19 protein-coding genes and 1 rRNA gene are annotated in these 18,078 nt (G+C 67.8%); 12 read left to right on the forward strand and 8 right to left on the reverse strand.

The genetic code is table 11. The annotated features are described in order from the left end of the window. Window positions 1-5 precede the first annotated feature (5 nt). Window positions 6-122 (forward strand): 5S ribosomal RNA (rrf, locus tag RIN43_RS10870). A 76-nt stretch (window positions 123-198) separates the two neighbouring features. On the opposite strand, the gene RIN43_RS10875 is transcribed toward rrf, so the two are convergent. Continuing rightward, the gene (locus RIN43_RS10875) at window positions 199-1,047 is read right to left on the reverse strand and encodes an IclR family transcriptional regulator (RefSeq protein ID WP_309128945.1); all 849 of its coding nucleotides are present in this window, start codon (window positions 1,045-1,047) and stop codon (window positions 199-201) included. Between RIN43_RS10875 and hutH the strand changes: the two genes are divergently transcribed. Genes hutH through RIN43_RS10895 form a run of 4 tightly spaced genes read left to right on the forward strand, consistent with a single transcriptional unit; the run spans window position 1,046 to window position 6,126 of the window. After that, complete coding sequence (gene hutH / locus RIN43_RS10880; protein WP_309128946.1) at window positions 1,046-2,602, forward strand: histidine ammonia-lyase; 1,557 nt, start codon at window positions 1,046-1,048, stop codon at window positions 2,600-2,602. The two genes, RIN43_RS10875 and hutH, sit on opposite strands and share 2 nt — an antisense overlap. After that, window positions 2,595-4,277, forward strand: a complete 1,683-nt coding sequence (gene hutU / locus RIN43_RS10885) for a urocanate hydratase (RefSeq protein ID WP_309128947.1) — start codon at window positions 2,595-2,597, stop codon at window positions 4,275-4,277. Before hutH ends, hutU begins: the two co-directional genes overlap by 8 nt. Then, complete coding sequence (gene hutI / locus RIN43_RS10890) at window positions 4,274-5,440, forward strand: imidazolonepropionase (protein WP_309128948.1); 1,167 nt, start codon at window positions 4,274-4,276, stop codon at window positions 5,438-5,440. Before hutU ends, hutI begins: the two co-directional genes overlap by 4 nt. Window positions 5,441-5,481: 41 nt before the next feature. Continuing rightward, a complete protein-coding gene (locus tag RIN43_RS10895; protein ID WP_309128949.1) occupies window positions 5,482-6,126 on the forward strand; it encodes an SDR family oxidoreductase in 645 nt (214 codons plus the stop codon). 7 nt (window positions 6,127-6,133) lie between these two features. On the opposite strand, the gene RIN43_RS10900 is transcribed toward RIN43_RS10895, so the two are convergent. The 4 genes from RIN43_RS10900 to RIN43_RS10915 all read right to left on the reverse strand — a co-directional run bounded on the left by RIN43_RS10900 (window position 6,134) and on the right by RIN43_RS10915 (window position 9,004). Then, a complete protein-coding gene (locus tag RIN43_RS10900; protein ID WP_309128950.1) occupies window positions 6,134-6,400 on the reverse strand; it encodes a hypothetical protein in 267 nt (88 codons plus the stop codon). Beyond that, a complete protein-coding gene (locus RIN43_RS10905) occupies window positions 6,397-6,630 on the reverse strand; it encodes a hypothetical protein (RefSeq protein ID WP_309128951.1) in 234 nt (77 codons plus the stop codon). The genes RIN43_RS10900 and RIN43_RS10905 overlap by 4 nt, the downstream gene beginning before the upstream one ends. A gap of 168 nt (window positions 6,631-6,798) precedes the next feature. Continuing rightward, the gene (locus RIN43_RS10910; RefSeq protein ID WP_309128952.1) at window positions 6,799-7,701 is read right to left on the reverse strand and encodes an arginase family protein; all 903 of its coding nucleotides are present in this window, start codon (window positions 7,699-7,701) and stop codon (window positions 6,799-6,801) included. Between the two features lie 25 nt (window positions 7,702-7,726). Next, the gene (locus RIN43_RS10915) at window positions 7,727-9,004 is read right to left on the reverse strand and encodes a DUF445 domain-containing protein (protein ID WP_309128953.1); all 1,278 of its coding nucleotides are present in this window, start codon (window positions 9,002-9,004) and stop codon (window positions 7,727-7,729) included. Window positions 9,005-9,038: 34 nt separating this feature from the next. Here RIN43_RS10915 and RIN43_RS10920 point away from each other — a divergent pair, with 34 nt between their 5' ends. Beyond that, on the forward strand, window positions 9,039-9,311 hold the full coding sequence (locus tag RIN43_RS10920) for a metal-sensitive transcriptional regulator (protein ID WP_309128954.1): 273 nt from the start codon (window positions 9,039-9,041) through the stop codon (window positions 9,309-9,311). Between the two features lie 7 nt (window positions 9,312-9,318). Here RIN43_RS10920 and RIN43_RS10925 read toward each other — a convergent pair whose 3' ends face one another. The 3 genes from RIN43_RS10925 to RIN43_RS10935 are packed head-to-tail and all read right to left on the reverse strand — an operon-like array spanning window position 9,319 to window position 12,467. Next, window positions 9,319-10,479 (reverse strand): acyl-CoA dehydrogenase family protein, encoded by a 1,161-nt coding sequence (locus RIN43_RS10925; protein WP_309128955.1) that lies wholly within the window; start codon window positions 10,477-10,479, stop codon window positions 9,319-9,321. Further along, window positions 10,476-11,225 carry an alpha/beta hydrolase gene (locus RIN43_RS10930; RefSeq protein WP_309128956.1) on the reverse strand — a complete coding sequence of 250 codons (750 nt, stop codon included), beginning with the start codon at window positions 11,223-11,225 and terminating at the stop codon, window positions 10,476-10,478. Before RIN43_RS10930 ends, RIN43_RS10925 begins: the two co-directional genes overlap by 4 nt. 33 nt (window positions 11,226-11,258) lie before the next feature. Further along, window positions 11,259-12,467, reverse strand: coding sequence for an MFS transporter (locus RIN43_RS10935; RefSeq protein ID WP_309128957.1), 1,209 nt, complete (start codon window positions 12,465-12,467; stop codon window positions 11,259-11,261). 376 nt (window positions 12,468-12,843) lie between these two features. Here RIN43_RS10935 and nrdH point away from each other — a divergent pair, with 376 nt between their 5' ends. The 6 genes from nrdH (at window position 12,844) to RIN43_RS10965 (ending at window position 18,075) form a co-directional block, all read left to right on the forward strand. Next, window positions 12,844-13,077: a glutaredoxin-like protein NrdH gene (gene nrdH, locus RIN43_RS10940; protein ID WP_182253815.1), complete on the forward strand. Its 234-nt coding sequence runs from the start codon at window positions 12,844-12,846 to the stop codon at window positions 13,075-13,077. Between the two features lie 11 nt (window positions 13,078-13,088). Then, complete coding sequence (nrdI, locus tag RIN43_RS10945) at window positions 13,089-13,547, forward strand: class Ib ribonucleoside-diphosphate reductase assembly flavoprotein NrdI (RefSeq protein WP_309128958.1); 459 nt, start codon at window positions 13,089-13,091, stop codon at window positions 13,545-13,547. After that, window positions 13,544-15,688, forward strand: coding sequence for a class 1b ribonucleoside-diphosphate reductase subunit alpha (gene nrdE / locus RIN43_RS10950; protein ID WP_309128959.1), 2,145 nt, complete (start codon window positions 13,544-13,546; stop codon window positions 15,686-15,688). The genes nrdI and nrdE overlap by 4 nt, the downstream gene beginning before the upstream one ends. A 31-nt stretch (window positions 15,689-15,719) precedes the next feature. Beyond that, window positions 15,720-16,697: a class 1b ribonucleoside-diphosphate reductase subunit beta gene (nrdF, locus tag RIN43_RS10955; protein WP_309128960.1), complete on the forward strand. Its 978-nt coding sequence runs from the start codon at window positions 15,720-15,722 to the stop codon at window positions 16,695-16,697. Window positions 16,698-16,870: 173 nt separating this feature from the next. Then, window positions 16,871-17,218: a helix-turn-helix transcriptional regulator gene (locus RIN43_RS10960; protein ID WP_309128961.1), complete on the forward strand. Its 348-nt coding sequence runs from the start codon at window positions 16,871-16,873 to the stop codon at window positions 17,216-17,218. Beyond that, on the forward strand, window positions 17,215-18,075 hold the full coding sequence (locus RIN43_RS10965) for a permease prefix domain 1-containing protein (protein ID WP_309128962.1): 861 nt from the start codon (window positions 17,215-17,217) through the stop codon (window positions 18,073-18,075). The genes RIN43_RS10960 and RIN43_RS10965 overlap by 4 nt, the downstream gene beginning before the upstream one ends. Window positions 18,076-18,078 lie beyond the last annotated feature (3 nt).

Genomic DNA, 18,078 nt, shown 5'->3' on the forward strand with positions numbered 1-18,078 from the left:
AGTGTTTCGGCGGCCATAGCGTGAGGGAAACGCCCGGTCACATTCCGAACCCGGAAGCTAAGCCTCACAGCGCCGATGGTACTGCAGGGGGGACCCTGTGGGAGAGTAGGACACCGCCGGACTTCTTCTGTGAAAGAGCCACCCATCGTTGGGTGGCTCTTTTGCGTTAACGCCCGTGGAAAGCCCCGCGCTCGGGCGTCAGCGCCTGTCGAAGCCGAGCCGGCTTTCCAGCACACGGGCCGCCGCCTGGACGGCGGCGGTCGGGTCGGGGTCGAGATCGCCTTCCCACGTGACGGCGATGGAGGCCGCCGGCCATCCGGCATGGTCGAGCACGGGCGCCGCGACCGAGCGGAACCCCGCCGTCACCTCTCCGTCCTCGGTGGCCACGCCGTTCTGCCGCACCTGGCGCAGCAGTTCGCGCAGCTCCGCCGGCCGGCCCGGCCCCCGCCCGGTTCGGTTCGTGAATGCGGACGCATCCGGATAGAGCGCACGCACCTGGGTTCGGGGCAGGGCCGCCAGCATCGCTCTCCCCGTCGCGGTGAGGTGCGCCGGCAGCCGCACACCCACCTCCGTCACCAGGGCCGGACGTCTCGCCGCGCGCTCCTCGACGATGTAGAGCACGTCACGACCGCTCATCACGGCGAGATGTGCGCTTTCGCCGAGGCGGTCGGCGAGCGAGGCGACCAGCGGTCGTCCCAGCCGGGCCAGGGGCTCCTGTCTCGAGTATCCTCCTGCCAGCTCGAACGCGCTGGTGCCCAGCCCCCACCGCCGCTCCTGCGCAAGGTGCACCACGAATCCGTGTGATTGCAGCGTGCTGAGCAGGTGGTAGATCGTAGACCGCGGGATCCCCAGGTCGCGGGCCAGAGCCGACGCGGCGACCGGCGCAGGCCGCCGAGCCAGATGCCTCAGGATGCGCAGCGTCTGGTCCGCCGCGGGAACCTGCGCCCGCCGGTGCTCGTCCTGTGTCGCGCGCTCGTCTGGGATCACAGACACAGTCTGCCAGGATGCCGTACCGTCGGGCCGCTGCACGGTGTGGAATCGAAACATGCAGCATTCCTCTCCCGTCATCGTCGGCACCGCACCCCTCACTCCGGCGGAGGTCGTCGCCGTCGCGCGCCACTTCGCGAAGGTCGACATCGCGGACGCCGCGCTTGAACGCGTCGTGAAGGCGCGGGCGGTCGTCGACGGAATGGCGGCAGATCCCGAGCCGCATTACGGGGTGTCCACCGGGTTCGGTGCGCTGGCGACCACGTTCATCGCGCCGGAACGACGCCGCCAGCTGCAGCTGAGCCTGATCCGCTCGCACGCCGCGGGCACGGGCGCTGAGGTGGAGACCGAGGTCGTGCGCGCCCTTCAGCTGCTGCGCCTGCAGACTCTTGCATCCGGCCACACCGGCGTACGCCCTCAGGTCGTCGAGACCTATGCGGCGATGCTGAACGCCGGTATCACGCCGGTGGTGCGCGAGTACGGCTCCCTCGGATGCTCCGGCGACCTGGCGCCGCTCGCCCACGTCGCCCTGGCCGCCATGGGCGAGGGGGAAGTGCGTGTCATTGCCCCTGACGGTACGCCTTCGGAGAGACAGCCCGCCGCGGCAGCCCTCGCGCATGCCGGCATCGAGTCCCTCGCACTCGTCGAGAAGGAGGGCCTTGCGCTCATCAACGGAACCGACGGCATGCTCGGCATGCTCGTGCTGTCGCTGCATGACCTGGAGAACCTGGTCGGAACGGCCGACCTCGCCGCCGCGATGTCGATCGAGTCGCAGCTCGGCACCGACGCGGTCTTCGCCGCCGACCTCATGTCGCTGCGCCCGCAGACCGGGCAGGCGGCATCCGCCGGCAACCTCCGTGTCTTCCTCGGCAGCTCGCCGATGGTCGCGAGTCACAAAGGCCCCGAGGACGGACGCGTGCAGGACGCCTACTCTCTTCGCTGCGCTCCTCAGGTCCACGGAGCCGCGCGTGACACGATGTCGCACGCGCAACTCATCGCCGAGCGCGAGCTCGCAGCCGTCATCGACAACCCCGTCGTCACCTCTGACGGCCGCATCGAGTCGAACGGGAACTTCCACGGCGCGCCAGTCGCCGCCGTACTCGACTTCCTGGCGATCTCGGTCGCGGATGTGGCATCCGTCTCAGAGCGCCGCACCGACCGCGCCCTCGACCCTGCGCGCAGCCACGGGCTGCCTCCGTTCCTCGCGCATGAGGTGGGCGTCGACTCGGGCCTCATGATCGCACAGTACGCCGCCGCGGGGATCGTCTCGGAGCTCAAACGTCTCGCCGTCCCCGCATCCGTGGACTCCATCCCGTCCTCCGCCATGCAGGAGGACCACGTGTCGATGGGCTGGGCGGCGGCGCGCAAGCTCCGCCGTGCCATCGACGGCCTCACCAGGGTGCTCGCCATCGAGATCCTCACCGGTGCAAGGGCGCTCGACCTGCGCGCGCCGCTCGAGGCCGGGCCTGCCACCGGCGCGGTCCGCGACCTTGTGCGCACCGTGGCCGATGGCCCCGGGCCCGATCAGTTCCTCTCACCCGATATGGAGGCGGTCACCGAGCTCGTGCGCTCGGGCGCCGTCCTCGCCACTGCGAAGGAGCACGCGAATGTCTGACACCCTCACCGACAAGTCCGTCAGCGACAGCGATCGGCGGACCGTGCGAGCCGCCCGCGGCAGCGAGCGCACCGCGAAGAGCTGGGGCGCCGAGGCAGCCAAGCGGATGCTGATGAACAACCTCGATCCCGAGGTCGCAGAGCACCCCGAGGATCTCGTCGTCTACGGCGGTACCGGGCGGGCGGCGCGCAGCTGGGAGGCGTATGACGCGATCGTCCGCACTCTCGACGAGCTCGAGCCCGACGAGACGCTGCTCGTGCAGTCCGGCAAGCCCGTCGGGGTCTTCCGCACCCACGAGTGGGCGCCGCGCGTGCTCATCGCGAATTCCAACCTCGTCGGCGATTGGGCGAACTGGCCGGAGTTCCGCCGCCTCGAGGCGCTCGGGCTCACGATGTACGGCCAGATGACCGCGGGCTCGTGGATCTACATCGGCACCCAGGGGATTCTGCAGGGCACCTACGAGACCTTCGCGGCTGTCGCACGGTCCCTGGGGCGGGACTCGCTCGCAGGCACGCTGACCCTCACCGGCGGAGCCGGAGGCATGGGCGGAGCGCAGCCGCTCGCCGTGACGCTCAACGAGGGCGCGGTGCTGATCGTCGACGTGGATGAGTCGCGGCTGGCGCGGCGAGTGAACCACGGATACCTCGACGAGTACACCACCGACCTCGACACCGCCATCGCACGCGTCGTCGCAGCGAAGGATGCGGGGGACGCGCTCTCGGTCGGCGTGCTCGGCAACGCCGCGGAGGTGTTCCCCGAGCTGAAGCGGCGGGGAGTGCCGATCGACATCGTCACCGACCAGACGAGTGCGCACGATCCGCTCGCCTACCTGCCGAGCGGCATCGCGTTCGAGGACTGGAAGGCCGAGGCCGAGCGCGATCCCGAGGAGTTCACGCGTCGTTCGCGCGAGTCGATGGCCGTGCACGTCGCCGCGATGGTCGCCTTCCAGGACGACGGCGCAGCCGTGTTCGACTACGGCAACTCGATTCGTGCCGAAGCGCAGCTGGGAGGCTTCGACCGCGCCTTCGAGTTCCCCGGTTTCGTGCCGGCATACATCCGTCCGCAGTTCGAGGAGGGTCGCGGTCCGTTCCGCTGGGCAGCGCTGTCGGGCGACCCCGAGGACATCTACGCCACCGACCGCGCCATAGCCGAGCTGTTCCCCGAGGACAAGGCGCTGCACCGCTGGCTCGAGAAGGCCGGCGAGAAGGTGCACTTCGAGGGCCTACCAGCCCGCATCTGCTGGCTCGGCTACAAGGAGCGTCACCTCGCCGGGCTGAAGTTCAACGAGATGGTCGCCTCGGGCGAGCTCAAGGCGCCGATCGTGATCGGACGGGACCATCTCGATTCCGGGTCGGTCGCCTCGCCGTACCGTGAGACCGAGGCCATGAAGGACGGCTCCGACGCGATCGCCGACTGGCCGCTGCTGAACGCGCTGCTGAACACCGCCTCCGGCGCGAGCTGGGTGTCGCTGCACCACGGCGGAGGAGTCGGGATCGGCCGCAGCATCCACGCCGGTCAGGTCACGGTCGCAGACGGCTCGGAGCTCGCCGCACAGAAGCTGGAGCGAGTGCTCACCAACGACCCCGGCACCGGAGTGATGCGTCACGTCGATGCCGGTTACGAGCACGCCCGCGACATCGCTCGCGAGCGCGGTCTCAAGGTGCCGATGCTGTGACCGCCACGCTGATCACCAACATCGGCGAGCTGACGACGAACGCCGGCTCGTCCGAGGACCGCTTCGGCACGATGATCGATGCGGCTGTGCTCATCGAGCGCGACCGCATCGCCTGGACGGGCGCCACCGCGGACGCCCCCGATGCCGACGAGATCGTGGACGCCGCTGGACGCGCCGTCATCCCGGGATTCGTCGACAGCCACAGCCACATCATCTTCGGCGGCGACCGTGCCGCGGAGTTCGAGGCGCGCATGGCGGGACAGAGCTATGCCGCAGGCGGCATCCGATCGACCGTGGCGGCCACCCGCGCAGCGACCGACGAGGAACTGCGCACCCGTGTCCGCGGCATGGTCGACGAGATGCTCGCGCAGGGCACGACCACGATCGAGATCAAGAGCGGCTACGGGCTCGACGTCGCCGCCGAGGAACGGCTCGTGCGGCTCGCCGCCGAGGTCACCTCCGAGGTCACGTTCCTCGGTGCCCACGTCGTGCCGGCGGAATACGCGGGCCGTGCAGATGAGTACGTCGACCTCGTCACCGGGGAGATGCTCGACGCCTGCGCACCGCATGCGAAGTGGATCGACGTGTTCTGCGAGACCGGCGCCTTCACGGTCGAGCAGTCCCGGCGCGTCCTCGAGGCCGGCATCGCCCGCGGGCTGATGCCACGGGTGCACGCCAGCCAGCTCGGTCCAGGGGAGGGGGTGCGGCTCGCGATCGAACTCGGCGCGGCATCGGTCGACCACGGCACGTACCTGACGGCCCCCGACATGGAGGCGCTCGCCGCGTCCTCGACCGTGCTGACCCTGCTGCCAGGGGTGGAGTTCTCGACACGGCAGCCGTACCCCGACGCGCGCCATCTGATCGATTCAGGAGTGACGGTGGCGCTGGCCTGCGACACGAACCCGGGGTCGAGCTTCACCTCTTCGATGCCGTTCTGCATCGCGGTCGCCGTGCGCGACATGGGGATGACGCCGGCCGAGGCGATCTGGGCGGCCACCGCCGGGGGAGCCCGTGCCCTGCGCCGCGACGATGTCGGCGTCCTCGCGCCCGGCAAGCGCGCCGATCTGGTGCTGCTCGACGCGCCGACCCGAGTGCACCTGGCATACCGGCCGGGAGTTCCGCTGGTGCGTCAGGTGTGGAAGGACGGCGTGGCCATCCGCTGAACACCGAGCCGGGTGCCGTCCGCCGGGAGTAGCGTGGACGGATGGCACGGACACTCATCATCGGTGGCCACGGCAAGGTGGCCCTTCTGCTCGCTCCACTGCTCTCCGCTCGCGGCGACGAGGTCACCGCGGTGATCCGCGATCCGGACCAGCAGTCCGATGTGCGCGAGGCCGGCGGCTCACCCGTCGTCTTCGACATCGAGCGAGAGAACCGCGATTCACTGCAGCAGCTCATCGCGGGACACGACGCCGTGGTCTGGTCGGCGGGTGCCGGCGGCGGGAACCCCGCGCGCACGAGGGCCGTCGATCTGGAGGCGGCGACACGATCGATGGACGCGGCGGCGGAAGCCGGTGTGCGGCGATACGTGATGGTGTCGTACTACGGCTCGTCGGTCGACCACGGTATCGACCCGGCCGATCCCTTCTTCGCCTACGCGGAAGCGAAGGCCGAGGCAGACGAGCATCTGCGCTCGTCCGGGTTGGACTGGACGGTGCTGGGGCCCAGCAGGCTTACGCTCGGGCCCGCCACCGGCACGATCGACGTGGCAGCATCCGAATCCGGCGAGGTCTCGCGTGCCGACGTCGCGCAGGTGATCGCGCAGACCCTGATCGAACCGGCCACGATCCGCCGCACCATCCGGTTCAACGGCGGCGGGACGCCGATCGCTGAAGCGCTGAGAGGCTAGATCGCACTCACACCCGATCGGTCAGCTCGGTCTCGCCGGTCTGCCGCGCACAGTTCGCACAGCAGAAGATGCGGCCGTCCGCTTCGACCCCGTGGCCGATCACGCGGCATCCGCAGTGCTCGCACTCCGGAGCCATCGCGTGGATCGCGCACTCGAAGCTGTCGAAGGTGCCCACGGCGCCGCCGCGTGTCACCACGATCATCTTGTCGTAGACGTTCCCGCACACGTCGCAGACGCCCTTGGTCGTGCCGCTGTCGGTGGGTGCGATGCTCATGCGGCATCGCCTCCGACCTGAAGACGCTCCAGCAGCATCCGTTTGCCCTGCTCGCCCGCCTTCACGCTGTTGTGCTGGATCTTGCGGAACCACTCGGCGAGTTCGGCGTCACCGGCGGCATCCGCGTCGTCGATGTAGGTCTGCATCTGCCACGCATTGCGCAACGATGCCTCGACGACGCACACCAGGTTGTAGTCCTTGTCCTTCAACGGGCTGTTCGGACCGGTCATGTCTCCTCCTCTGTCGTGACCTGTCAGCATGCATGCCGGACCGCAATCGCGGGAGGGGGTGGCGCGGGCGAGCGGGGCGACGTAGCCTCGCGATGGATCCTGCGCACTACACGCCGCCGGGTTCGACGGGGAGCACCGCACGAGCAGTGCGATGGCCCGCCGGCGTCGTCAACTGCGCCGTCGGGACGCGAGTCCTGCGAGCAACTCCAGCACGCACAGCGCGGTCAGTCGCACAGTGCGATGATCGGCGGCATCGGCGGCGGCGTCGACCTCGACGAGGTCGGCGCTGACGACGCGGTGATCAGCGGCCACCGCGCGGGTCAGCGCACGCAGCTCCCATGCCTGCAGGCCGCCCGGGAGGCTCGCGGGACATCCGGGCGCCACCGAGCGATCCGCGACGTCGACGTCGACGTCGAGGTGGATGCGGGCCTCGCCGCCGCCACCGGCGATCTCGACTGCTTCGGCCACGACATCGTCGATGCCGCGTCGTCGCAGCTCGTCGAGGGCGATCACGCGGATGCCCCAGGCGGCGGCACGTGCCGCATAGGCGGCGGAGTTCGCGAAGTCGGCGATGCCGATCTGCACGATGCGGCGTGGATCGATGCGCTCGCTGAGCGGAGCATCCTCCACGAGGCGTCTGACCGGTGAGCCGTTGGAGACGCCGTCGCGCAGATCGAAGTGGGCATCGAAGGTGATGAGGCCCGTCGCACCCGCGCCCCGTGCGGCCGCGTAGGTGACGGAGTTGTCGCCGCCCAGCGCGATGACGAACGCCGGCGCCAGTTCCCGCACGCGCGCGACCACTGCTTCAACGCCGTCGGCGGTGTCAGGATCGGCGACGTCACCGGCATCGGCGATGCGAAGGACGCTGTCGAGCTCCACGACGGGCGGTCCCATCAGCGTGGCGCTGTAACGGCTCAGCGCGTCGCGCACCGCGGCAGGGGTGGCGTGCGCACCGGTGGGGGAGAGCGACGTGCGCCAGGCCGGGACGCCGAGCAGCACGGCATCGGCGGCGCCGTCGAAGGCGGGCCAGGAGCCGGCGCGGGGCCAGAGCGGGTCGTGGGACAGAGCCATTTCGGCCTCCAGTTCGTGGTCGGAATCAGATCCCGGGGATCAGCGCGTGCGCGACGGCGAAGATGGCCAGGCCGGCCATGGCGCCGACGACCGTGCCGTTCAGGCGGATGTACTGAAGGTCGCGTCCCACCATCAGCTCGATCTTCTCGGTCGTCTCGGCGGCATCCCACTTCTCCACCGTGTCGGTGATGATCGACGCGATGTCATGCCGGTAGCGGTCGACGAGGAAGACGGCGGCGTCGGTCACCCAGCCGTCCACGCGAGCCTGCAGCGCAGGTTCGCTCGCGAGGCGTTCGCCGATCTCGCTCAGGGCGGATGCGGCGCGCCGACGCAACCCGCTCTGCGGATCGGCGAGCGCGTTGAGCATTCCGGTTTTGGCGGTCTCCCAGGCCTGCGCTGCCAGCGCGATCACCCGCGGACTGTCGAACAGGGCGGACTTCGCCCCCTCGAAGCGGTCTCGTACGGCCGGATCGTGCTGCAGTCCCTCGGCGAGGCGCCCGAGGTAGCCGTCGAGTGCGAGGCGAGCGGGGTGCTGCGGGTCGGCCTGCACGGCGGCGACGAATCGCACGGCCTCGTGATACACAGTCTCGTCGACGAACCGGTGCGCGAGCTTGGGCACCCAACCGGGCAGCCGTCGCGAGACCAGCCCGCTGAAGGTGTGGGCGTTGGCGTCCAGCCAGCCGGCGATGCTGTCGACGGCCAGATCGACGGCACCCCGATGCGCGTCGGCCTCGACGATCCTCTGCAGCCACCCGCCGGCCGACGGGGCCCAATCGGGCTCGACGAGATGCTCGCGCGCGAGGTCGGCGATCAGGTCCTGCACGTCGTCGTCGCTGAGAGCGCGCAGCACCGCTGACGCCACCGTCGACGCCTCGGCGGCCACCCGCTCGGCGTGCGCCGGCTCGCGCAGCCACTCGCCGAATCGCCGTGAGACGGCAGCGGTGGACAGCTTGGCCCGTACGACGTCGCCGGACAGGAAGTTCGTCTCCACGAACTCTCCGAGCGTGCGGCCGATCTCGTCCTTGCGGTTCGGGATGATCGCGGTGTGCGGGATGGGCAGCCCCAGTGGCCGACGGAAGAGCGCGGTCACAGCGAACCAGTCGGCCAGCGCCCCGACCATGCCGCCTTCGGCGGCGGCGCGGACGTACTCGAGCCACGGATGCTGGTCACGCAGCCAGAAGGCGACGACGAACAGCGCGGCCATCAGGATCAGTGCGCCGAGGGCGACGGCCTTCATCCGGCGCAGGCCGCGCAGCCGCTCCTGATCGGCGGGCGAGAGCAGCGCCATGGGGGTACGCGACATGCCGACATCCTTTCACGCCGACTACGCTCGAAGCGTGATCGACGACATCAAGAAGCGCGCTCTGCATCGCACCAGCATCCTCGAAGGTCAGCTGCGCGGTATCGCGCGGATGATCGAGAGCGAGGAGTACTGCATGGACATCCTCACTCAGACCCGCGCCGTCCAGCGTTCCCTGGAATCGCTGAACCGGCTGCTGCTCGAGAACCACCTCCGCACGCACGTCGCGCACATGTTCGAGCACGGAGGCGAGCAGGGTGATCAGGCCGTCGACGAGCTGCTGAAGGCCTTCGACTTCGACCGCAAGTGACTCGCCGTCAGGCCTCGAGCGGTCCGAGCCATGCGCTCGCCGCGGTGGAGTGGGCGGACTCGGGATCGGAGGGGTGGAACATCCCGGCGAGGACGTCTCGGTACAGGCGCGACAGCTCGTTCGAACTGAAGTAGGACCCGCCGCCGGCGACCAGCATGGCCTCGTCGACCACCCGCTTCGCCATCACGACTGCGCGGTGCTTCACACCCGACAGCAGCGTGAACCAGCGGGAGCCGTGGTCGGTGAGTACATCGACGTCCCGCGCAAGCGTCGCGATCTGCGGCGGCAGGGCGTCGTATGCGAGCGCCATGTCGGCGATGCGCCACCGGATGTCCGGGTCCTGGCTGTATGCGGCGCCGCTCTTCTTCGACCGCCGTCGCTGAGCCGTGCTCACCGCCAGTTCCAGGCCACGGCGGGCGATGCCGGTGTAGACCGAGGCGAGAAGCAGCTCGAACACGCTGAAGATGCCGAACACGATCGGATCCGGGTTCGGGCCGGGATCGATGCGGCGCACCACGCGCTCAGGTGCGGCGACCGCGCCGTTCAACCGGGTCGTGCGGCTCTGCGTGGCACGCATGCCCAGCGTGTCCCAGTCGTCGCCGGTCGTGACGGCGTCCGTGCGATCGATGAAGGCGAAGACCAGCTTGGGGGCATCCGGACTGGTGGTGTCGAGCCCGTGCAGGCCGAGCATCGTCCACACCGGAGCGAGGGACGTGAAGATCTTCGTGCCGGTGAAGGCGTAACCGCCGTCGGTCTGCGGCGCTGCATCCGTGTCGCTGCCGAACAGCACCAGATCGTTGCCGCCCTCGCTGATGCCGAATGCGAACACCTCGCCTGCCGCGGCGCCGTCCTGCACGAACTCGAGCCCTGGTACGCCGCGGTCGGAGAACACCTTCGCGACGCCGGTCCAGACGAGATGCATGTTGATCGCCAGCGCCGTGGCCGGAGCAGCCGTCGCCAGCCGCTGCTGCAGTACGGCCGCCTGCTCCAGGCCGAGCCCTGCACCACCTCTCTCGACGGGCACGAGGATCGACAGGTAGCCCGCGTCGCGCAGCTCGTCGAGGTCCCGCTGGGGGAAGGTATTCTCGCGATCATGCTCTGACGCGCGCTCGCGGATGCGCGCGAGCAAGTCGTCCGGAAGGAATGCTGCGGGATCGAACGTGCTCATCTCAGGGCCTCCAGGATCTGACGGATGGTCTCTTCGGGCTTGTCGCGGTGCGGGGAGTGGCCCGCCCCCGCGACGGTCGACGTCGTGACGTGGGGGTTCTCGAGCACCGCCGTCGCCAGATCGCCCGTGAACAGGCTGTAGACCTTCGGATCGGCGCCGATGATGTGCGTGGGAACGGCGATGCGGGCCGCATCCGACCGCACGTCCCAGGGCTGGTTCTGCGCGCTGGTCTGCTCGACCGCCCACGCGCTCGCGCGGAGAACCGCGTCGACCTTCAGCTCGACATCCTGCGGATGCCATCCCGGATGCTCCGAGCGGACGGTCTCCACGGTCGGAGTCGCGAAGGCGCGCTCCTGGCTGCGCCGGATGATGCCGGCATCCCGACCGGCCACCTGGATGGCGGGGTCGATGAGCACGAGGCGCCTCGTCCAGCCGGCGGTGGACGCGGCCGCCACGACGCCGGCCGCACCGCCGAGGGAATGCCCGACCACCGCATCCCACGTCCCGCCGTCGTCTGGACGCGTCGCTGCGACATCCGCACCGTAGGCGGCGACCGAGTAGTCGAGAGCACGCGGGGCGCTTCCGTGCCCGCGCAGGTCGACCGCCGTCGCCCGCCAGCCGGCTTCGGCGAGCTCGGCACCGATGCGCCACATCAGTGCCGCGGATGAGCCGAGGCCGTGGATGAGCAGAACCTGACGAGACCCTTCGCCCCAGGTGAGGCGGGGGAGCGTGATGGGTGCGGACACGGATCCAGCCTATTCCGCGGTCCGCCGACCGTCTCAGGACGTGATCGCCTGCACGGGCTCGGTGTCAGGATGGGGGCTCGGATCGCGGTGGCGCAGATCGGGGAAGCCGCGGACGAAGACGATCGAGACGATGAGGCCCGCGAACGCGAAGAGAGCGGCGGCCAGGTACGCGCCGACAGGGCCGCCTGCGTCGATGAGGATGCCGGCGACAGCCGAGCCCGCGGCCGCGCCGATGAGCTGACCTGTGCCCGCCCATCCGAAGGCCTCGGCGGTCTCACTGAACTTCACGCTCGCGGTCGTGATCGCGAACAGCACGGCCAGGGCGGGGGCGATGCCGATGCCCGCGAGCAGCAGCGTGCCGCCGATCCAGTAGATGTTCAGCGTCACCATCGTCAGCGACAGTCCGATCGTCACGATCAGCAGCCGCCTCGCCATCGCCCACCTGCCGATCGGGATGTGCCCGAAGGCGAGTCCGCCGGCGAGGCTCCCCACCGAGAACACGGCGAGCACCAGGCCGGCCTCAAGCCCGCCATGTCCGAAGGTGGCCACCACTCCGACCTCGACCGCCGAGCAGGCGCCGATCAGGAGGAACCCGATCACGGTCGCGAGCATGACGGGCGGCTTGAGCACCACGCGACCGAAGGCGCGCCGGCTGCGGGGGATGCGCACGCGTCCGACCTCGGGGGAGAGGATGAACCACGTTCCGCCGACGATCAGGATCGCGGCGACCAGCAGCAGTCCCTGCATGGTGCCGACCTGAGTGGAGACGACGGTGATCACCACGGGGGCCAGGATCCAGATGATCTCCTGGAGAGAGGCGTCCAGGGAGAACAGCGGGGTGAGTTGGCCGGCGTTGACCAGCTTGGGGTAGATGGTGCGCACGGCGGCCTGCACCGGGGGAGTGGAGAGGCCCGCCAGCAGCGCGAACGCCATGTATCCGGCGAGATCGAGCGGAAGCAGGGCGAGACAGAGCACCGAGAGCACGCAGACGACGAGAGTGAGGCCGAGCACGCGGCGCATCCCCCATACGCCCATCCAGCGGCTCGTCACGGGGCCGGCCACGGCCTGGCCGACCGACGCCGCGGCTAGCACGATGCCCGCCGCGCCGTACGATCCGGTCTGCTGCTCGACATGGAGGAGGATCGCGAGGCTGGTCATGCCGTTGGGGAAGCGCGCCACCAGCTGCGCGGCGATCATCCGCCCGACGCCCGGTGTGCGAAGAAGGTCCCGATATCCCGCCACCAGAGAACTGTATCCGTGGTCACCGACGGGCGCGACGGGCGGGATGCCGCGACACGCCGCGACACGCCGAGCGAGGTTCTCCACAGGAAATCCGATGTCGGAGGGCGGGCGTACCGTCGCGCCTGTGGATGGATCCGGCGGGCGGCTCCGGAACCCGCGGGAACACGCGGCTCGCGAGGCGTCGGATGGTCTCGCGATCTGTGGAAGGAATCGTGGACAACATGTGTTTAACCAGTGGAGAGCGGTGGAAAACTACACGGATGTAACTACTATCCCTAGTGGTCGGTCGCAATGTCCGTCCCTATATGTAGTATTGAAGTCCCGGCGGGGGTCTGTCCGGGAAAACCTGAGATCTGAGGGGAAGAAGACGGGAATCATGTCGATCACGGTCTACACCAAGCCTTCGTGCGTGCAGTGCAATGCGACCTACCGTGCCCTCGATGCCAAGGGCATCGAGTACGAGATCCACGACCTCTCCGAAGACGCCTCGGCGCTCGAGCAGGTCAAGGCCCTCGGGTACATGCAGGCGCCGGTCGTCGTCACCGACGAGGACCACTGGTCGGGCTTCCGTCCCGACAAGATCGACGAGCTCGCGGCCCGTCTGGCGTGAGGTGAGCGGCCATGAGCGCAGTCGCGACCACCGCGCCGCTCCTGGTCTACTTCTCGAGCGTCTCGGGCAACACCGCACGCTTCATCGAGAAGCTCGGGCTTCCCGCCCGCCGCATCCCTCTGCACCGCAGCGACGAGCAGCTCGTCATCGATGAGCCGTTCGTGCTCGTCACCCCCACTTACGGGGGCGGTCAGGGACGCGGCGAGGAGAAGGGGGCCGTTCCCAAGCAGGTGATCCGGTTCCTCAATGACGAGCGCAACCGTCGTCACATCCGCGGAGTCATCTCCGCGGGGAACACCAATTTCGGCGAGGCGTTCTGCCTGGCCGGAGAGATCATCAGCCGCAAGTGCCACGTGCCGCACTTGTACAGGCTCGAGGTATTCGGCACGCCGGATGATGTCGATCGCGTGAGCGACGGATTGGAACGATGGTGGACATTGCAGTTGAGCATGCAGAGCATGACGCGGTGACGGAGCAGGCGGACTTCAAGATCAACCCCGCGTACGAAGGGCTCGATTATCACGCCCTGAACGCGATGCTGAACCTGTACGACGCGAACGGGAAGATCCAGTTCGAGGCCGACAAGCGCGCCGCGCGGGAGTACTTCCTGCAGCACGTGAACCAGAACACGGTGTTCTTCCACTCCCTCAAGGAGCGCCTCGACTACCTGGTCGAGAAGCAGTACTACGAGGGCGCCGTCATCGACAAGTACTCGTTCGAGTTCGTGCAGAAGCTCAACGACCTCGCCTACTCCAAGAAGTTCCGCTTCGAGACCTTCCTCGGCGCGTTCAAGTACTACACCAGCTACACGCTGAAGACGTTCGACGGCAAGCGCTACCTCGAGCGCTTCGAGGACCGTGTCGTGATGACCGCCCTCGCCCTCGCCGATGGCGATGAGAAGCTCGCCGTGAACATGGTCGAGGAGATCATCTCCGGCCGCTTCCAGCCCGCGACACCCACCTTCCTCAATGCAGGCAAGGCGCAGCGCGGGGAGCTCGTCAGCTGCTTCCTGCTGCGCATCGAAGACAACATGGAGTCGATCGCCCGCGGCATCAACTCCGCTCTGCAGCTGTCGAAGCGCGGCGGCGGCGTCGCGCTGTCGCTGTCGAACATCCGCGAGGCCGGCGCGCCGATCAAGCAGATCGAGAACCAGTCCTCCGGCATCATCCCCGTCATGAAGCTGCTCGAAGACAGCTTCAGCTACGCCAACCAGCTCGGCGCGCGTCAGGGCGCCGGCGCGGTGTACCTGTCGGCGCACCACCCCGACATCATGCGCTTCCTCGACACCAAGCGTGAGAACGCCGACGAGAAGATCCGCATCAAGACGCTTTCGCTGGGTGTCGTCGTGCCCGACATCACGTTCGAGCTGGCGAAGAACGATGAGGACATGTACCTGTTCTCGCCGTACGACGTGGAGCGCGTCTACGGTGTGCCCTTCGGCGACATCTCTGTCACCGAGAAGTACCGCGAGATGGTCGACGACTCGCGCATCAAGAAGACGAAGATCAACGCGCGCGAGTTCTTCCAGACCATCGCCGAGATCCAGTTCGAGTCGGGTTACCCGTACATCATGTTCGAGGACACGGTGAACAAGGCCAACCCGATCAAGGGCCGCATCAACATGTCGAACCTGTGCAGCGAGATCCTTCAGGTCAACACCCCGACCACCTACAACGACGACCTGTCGTACAAGGAGATCGGCAAGGACATCTCCTGCAACCTCGGCTCGATGAACATCGCCCTGTCGATGGACGCCGACGACCTCGGCCAGACCGTCGAGACCGCCATCCGCGCGCTCACCGCCGTCAGCGACCAGAGCCACATCGGCTCCGTGCGCTCGATCGAGGACGGCAACGACCGCTCGCACGCGATCGGTCTGGGGCAGATGAACCTGCACGGCTACCTGGCTCGCGAGCACGTGTACTACGGCTCCGAAGAGGGCATCGACTTCACGAACATCTACTTCTACACGGTGCTGTTCCACGCGCTGCGCGCTTCGAACAGGATCGCGATCGAGCGCGGCGAGACCTTCGACGGCTTCGAGGACTCGAAGTACGCCTCTGGCGAGTTCTTCGACAAGTACATCGACCAGGCCTGGCTGCCTGCGACCGAGAAGGTCAAGGAGCTCTTCGCCGGCAAGCACATCCCGACCCAGCAGGACTGGATCGAGCTGAAGGAGAGCATCCAGAAGCACGGCATCTACAACCAGAACCTGCAGGCCGTGCCGCCGACCGGCTCGATCTCCTACATCAACAACTCGACCTCGTCGATCCACCCGATCGCGTCGAAGATCGAGATCCGCAAGGAGGGCAAGCTCGGCCGGGTCTACTACCCGGCGGCGTTCATGACGAACGACAACCTGGAGTACTACCAGGACGCCTACGAGATCGGCTACGAGAAGGTCATCGACACCTACGCGGCGGCCACCCAGCACGTCGACCAGGGTCTTTCGCTGACGCTGTTCTTCAAGGACACCGCCACCACGCGCGACATCAACAAGGCGCAGATCTACGCGTGGCGCAAGGGCATCAAGACGATCTACTACATCCGTCTGCGGCAGCTGGCGCTGGAGGGCACCGACATGACCGAGTGCGTCTCCTGCATGCTCTGAGCCGCCGCCGGAATCTTCGAGAAGGAACGAGATGACCCCCGAGCAGATCAAGCTTGCGACCCAGGTGCAGGCGATCAACTGGAACCGTATCCAGGACGACAAGGACCTCGAGGTCTGGAACCGTCTGGTGAACAACTTCTGGCTGCCCGAGAAGGTGCCGCTGTCGAACGACATCCAGTCGTGGAACACGCTCACCGCCGAGGAGCAGACCCTCACCATGCGCGTGTTCACCGGCCTGACCCTGCTGGACACCATTCAGGGCACGGTCGGCGCCGTCTCGCTGCTGCCCGACGCGCTGACCCCGCACGAGGAGGCGGTGTACACCAACATCGCGTTCATGGAGTCGGTGCACGCGAAGAGCTACTCGTCGATCTTCTCGACGCTGTGCTCGACGAAGGAGATCGACGAGGCGTTCCGCTGGTCGGTGGAGAACGAGAACCTTCAGAAGAAGGCGCAGATCGTGCTGCACGATTACCGGGGTGACGAGCCCCTGAAGCGCAAGATCGCGTCCACGCTGCTGGAGTCGTTCCTGTTCTATTCCGGCTTCTACCTGCCGATGCACTGGTCGAGCCGGGCGAAGCTCACCAACACCGCCGACCTGATCCGCCTCATCATCCGCGACGAGGCCGTGCACGGCTACTACATCGGCTACAAGTACCAGCGCGGGCTGGAGCAGGTCGATCAGGCCAAGCGGGACGAGCTGAAGGACTACACATTCTCGCTGCTGTACGAGCTCTACGACAACGAGGTGCAGTACACGCAGGACCTCTACGACTCGGTCGGCCTGTCGGAGGACGTCAAGAAGTTCCTGCACTACAACGCCAACAAGGCCCTGATGAACCTGGGCTATGAGGCGATGTTCCCGTCGAGCGTGACGAACGTGAACCCGGCGATCCTCTCGGCTCTGTCGCCGAACGCCGACGAGAACCACGACTTCTTCTCTGGCTCCGGCTCCTCGTACGTCATCGGCAAGGCCGAGGCCACCGAAGACGACGACTGGGACTTCTGACAAGCGCAGGTCAGGCTCGAAGTCTGGCCGAACGCAGGCCCCCGGCTACTGCTCATCGCGAGCAGAGAGACGGGGGCCTTCGCCATGTCGGCCACGTTCACGCAGAAGCAAGCCAGGTTTGTCATACTATTACAGACATAGTATGTTGATTGTAGTAAACAAGGAGATGAGCCATGTCGATCAGTGCTGACGCGATTCGCGGGTACGTCGATCTCATGGTGCTGTCTCTGCTGCGCACCGATCCGTCGTACGCGTACGAGCTCGCCCAGCGGATCACTGCGATCAGCGGCAGCGACTACGCGATCAAGCAGACCACCCTCTACTCCGCCGTGAAGCGGCTCGAGATCAGCGGCTTCGTCAGCTCGTTCGCCGGCCTCTCGCCCTCCGGTAAGGCGCGCACCTACTACCGCATCACCGAGGCCGGGCGCACGCATCTCGACGCCAAGGTCGAGGAATGGCTCAGCACCAAGAATGTCGTCGACAGATTCATCAACGGAACCCTTGAAGGGGGCACCACGTGAACGTGATCACCGCCTACCTGGACACGATGTTCAGTGCTCACCCGCAGACCCCTCGGATGCTCGAAGCGAAGGCTGAGCTGCAGGCGATGATGGAGGACGCCTACGCGAGCCTGATCGCCGCGGGTCGCTCCGAGAACGAGGCGGTCGGACAGGTGATCAGCGATTTCGGCAACATCGACGAGGTCGCGCCGGTGCTGGGCATCTCTTCCGATGTCGCAGTCGCGGCCGGAGGCACCGACCGGGGGAGCGTTCCCGCGACCGCCGCGCACCCGCCCGTCACCCTGGACGAGGCGCACCTCTTCGCCGACGCGCACCAGCGCACTCGCTTTCGCTTGACCGCGGCGGTGATCCTCCTTGCGCTCTCACCGGCCGCAGTCGTCTTCCTGCCCGCCGCCGCTCGCGCGGGGATTCTGCCGTTCGAAGAGGACGCCGCCGTGTTCACCGGGACACTGGTCGTGCTGCTGCTCGCCGCGATCGGCCTGCTGCTGTTCATCTCTGCAGCGCGCATCCACGCGAGCCCCCGGCGCATCGCCGAGGGACGCTTCTCCACCAACCCTGCCGTGAGTCGATGGGCGGAGGCGCTGGCCGAACGGCATGAGCACGGCCGCATCCGCGCACTGCAGCTCGCCGTGCTGCTCAGCATCCTCTCGCCGCTCCCGCTCATCGGGGTGGTGCTCTTCTGGGGCGACTCGCCGCAGCACGAACTCTGGATCGCGATCGGGGTCGTGATCATCCTGTTCGTCGTCGCGGTCGCGCTGGGTATGCTGCTTCCGCGGGCCTGGGCGCACACCGTCGCCGATACGCTCACGCGAGGCGCTTACGGTCGAAAGAGGAGCGCGCCGACCCGGCGAAAGTAGCTC

It is taken from the genome of Microbacterium sp., assembly GCF_031178445.1.
Taxonomy (GTDB): domain Bacteria; phylum Actinomycetota; class Actinomycetes; order Actinomycetales; family Microbacteriaceae; genus Microbacterium.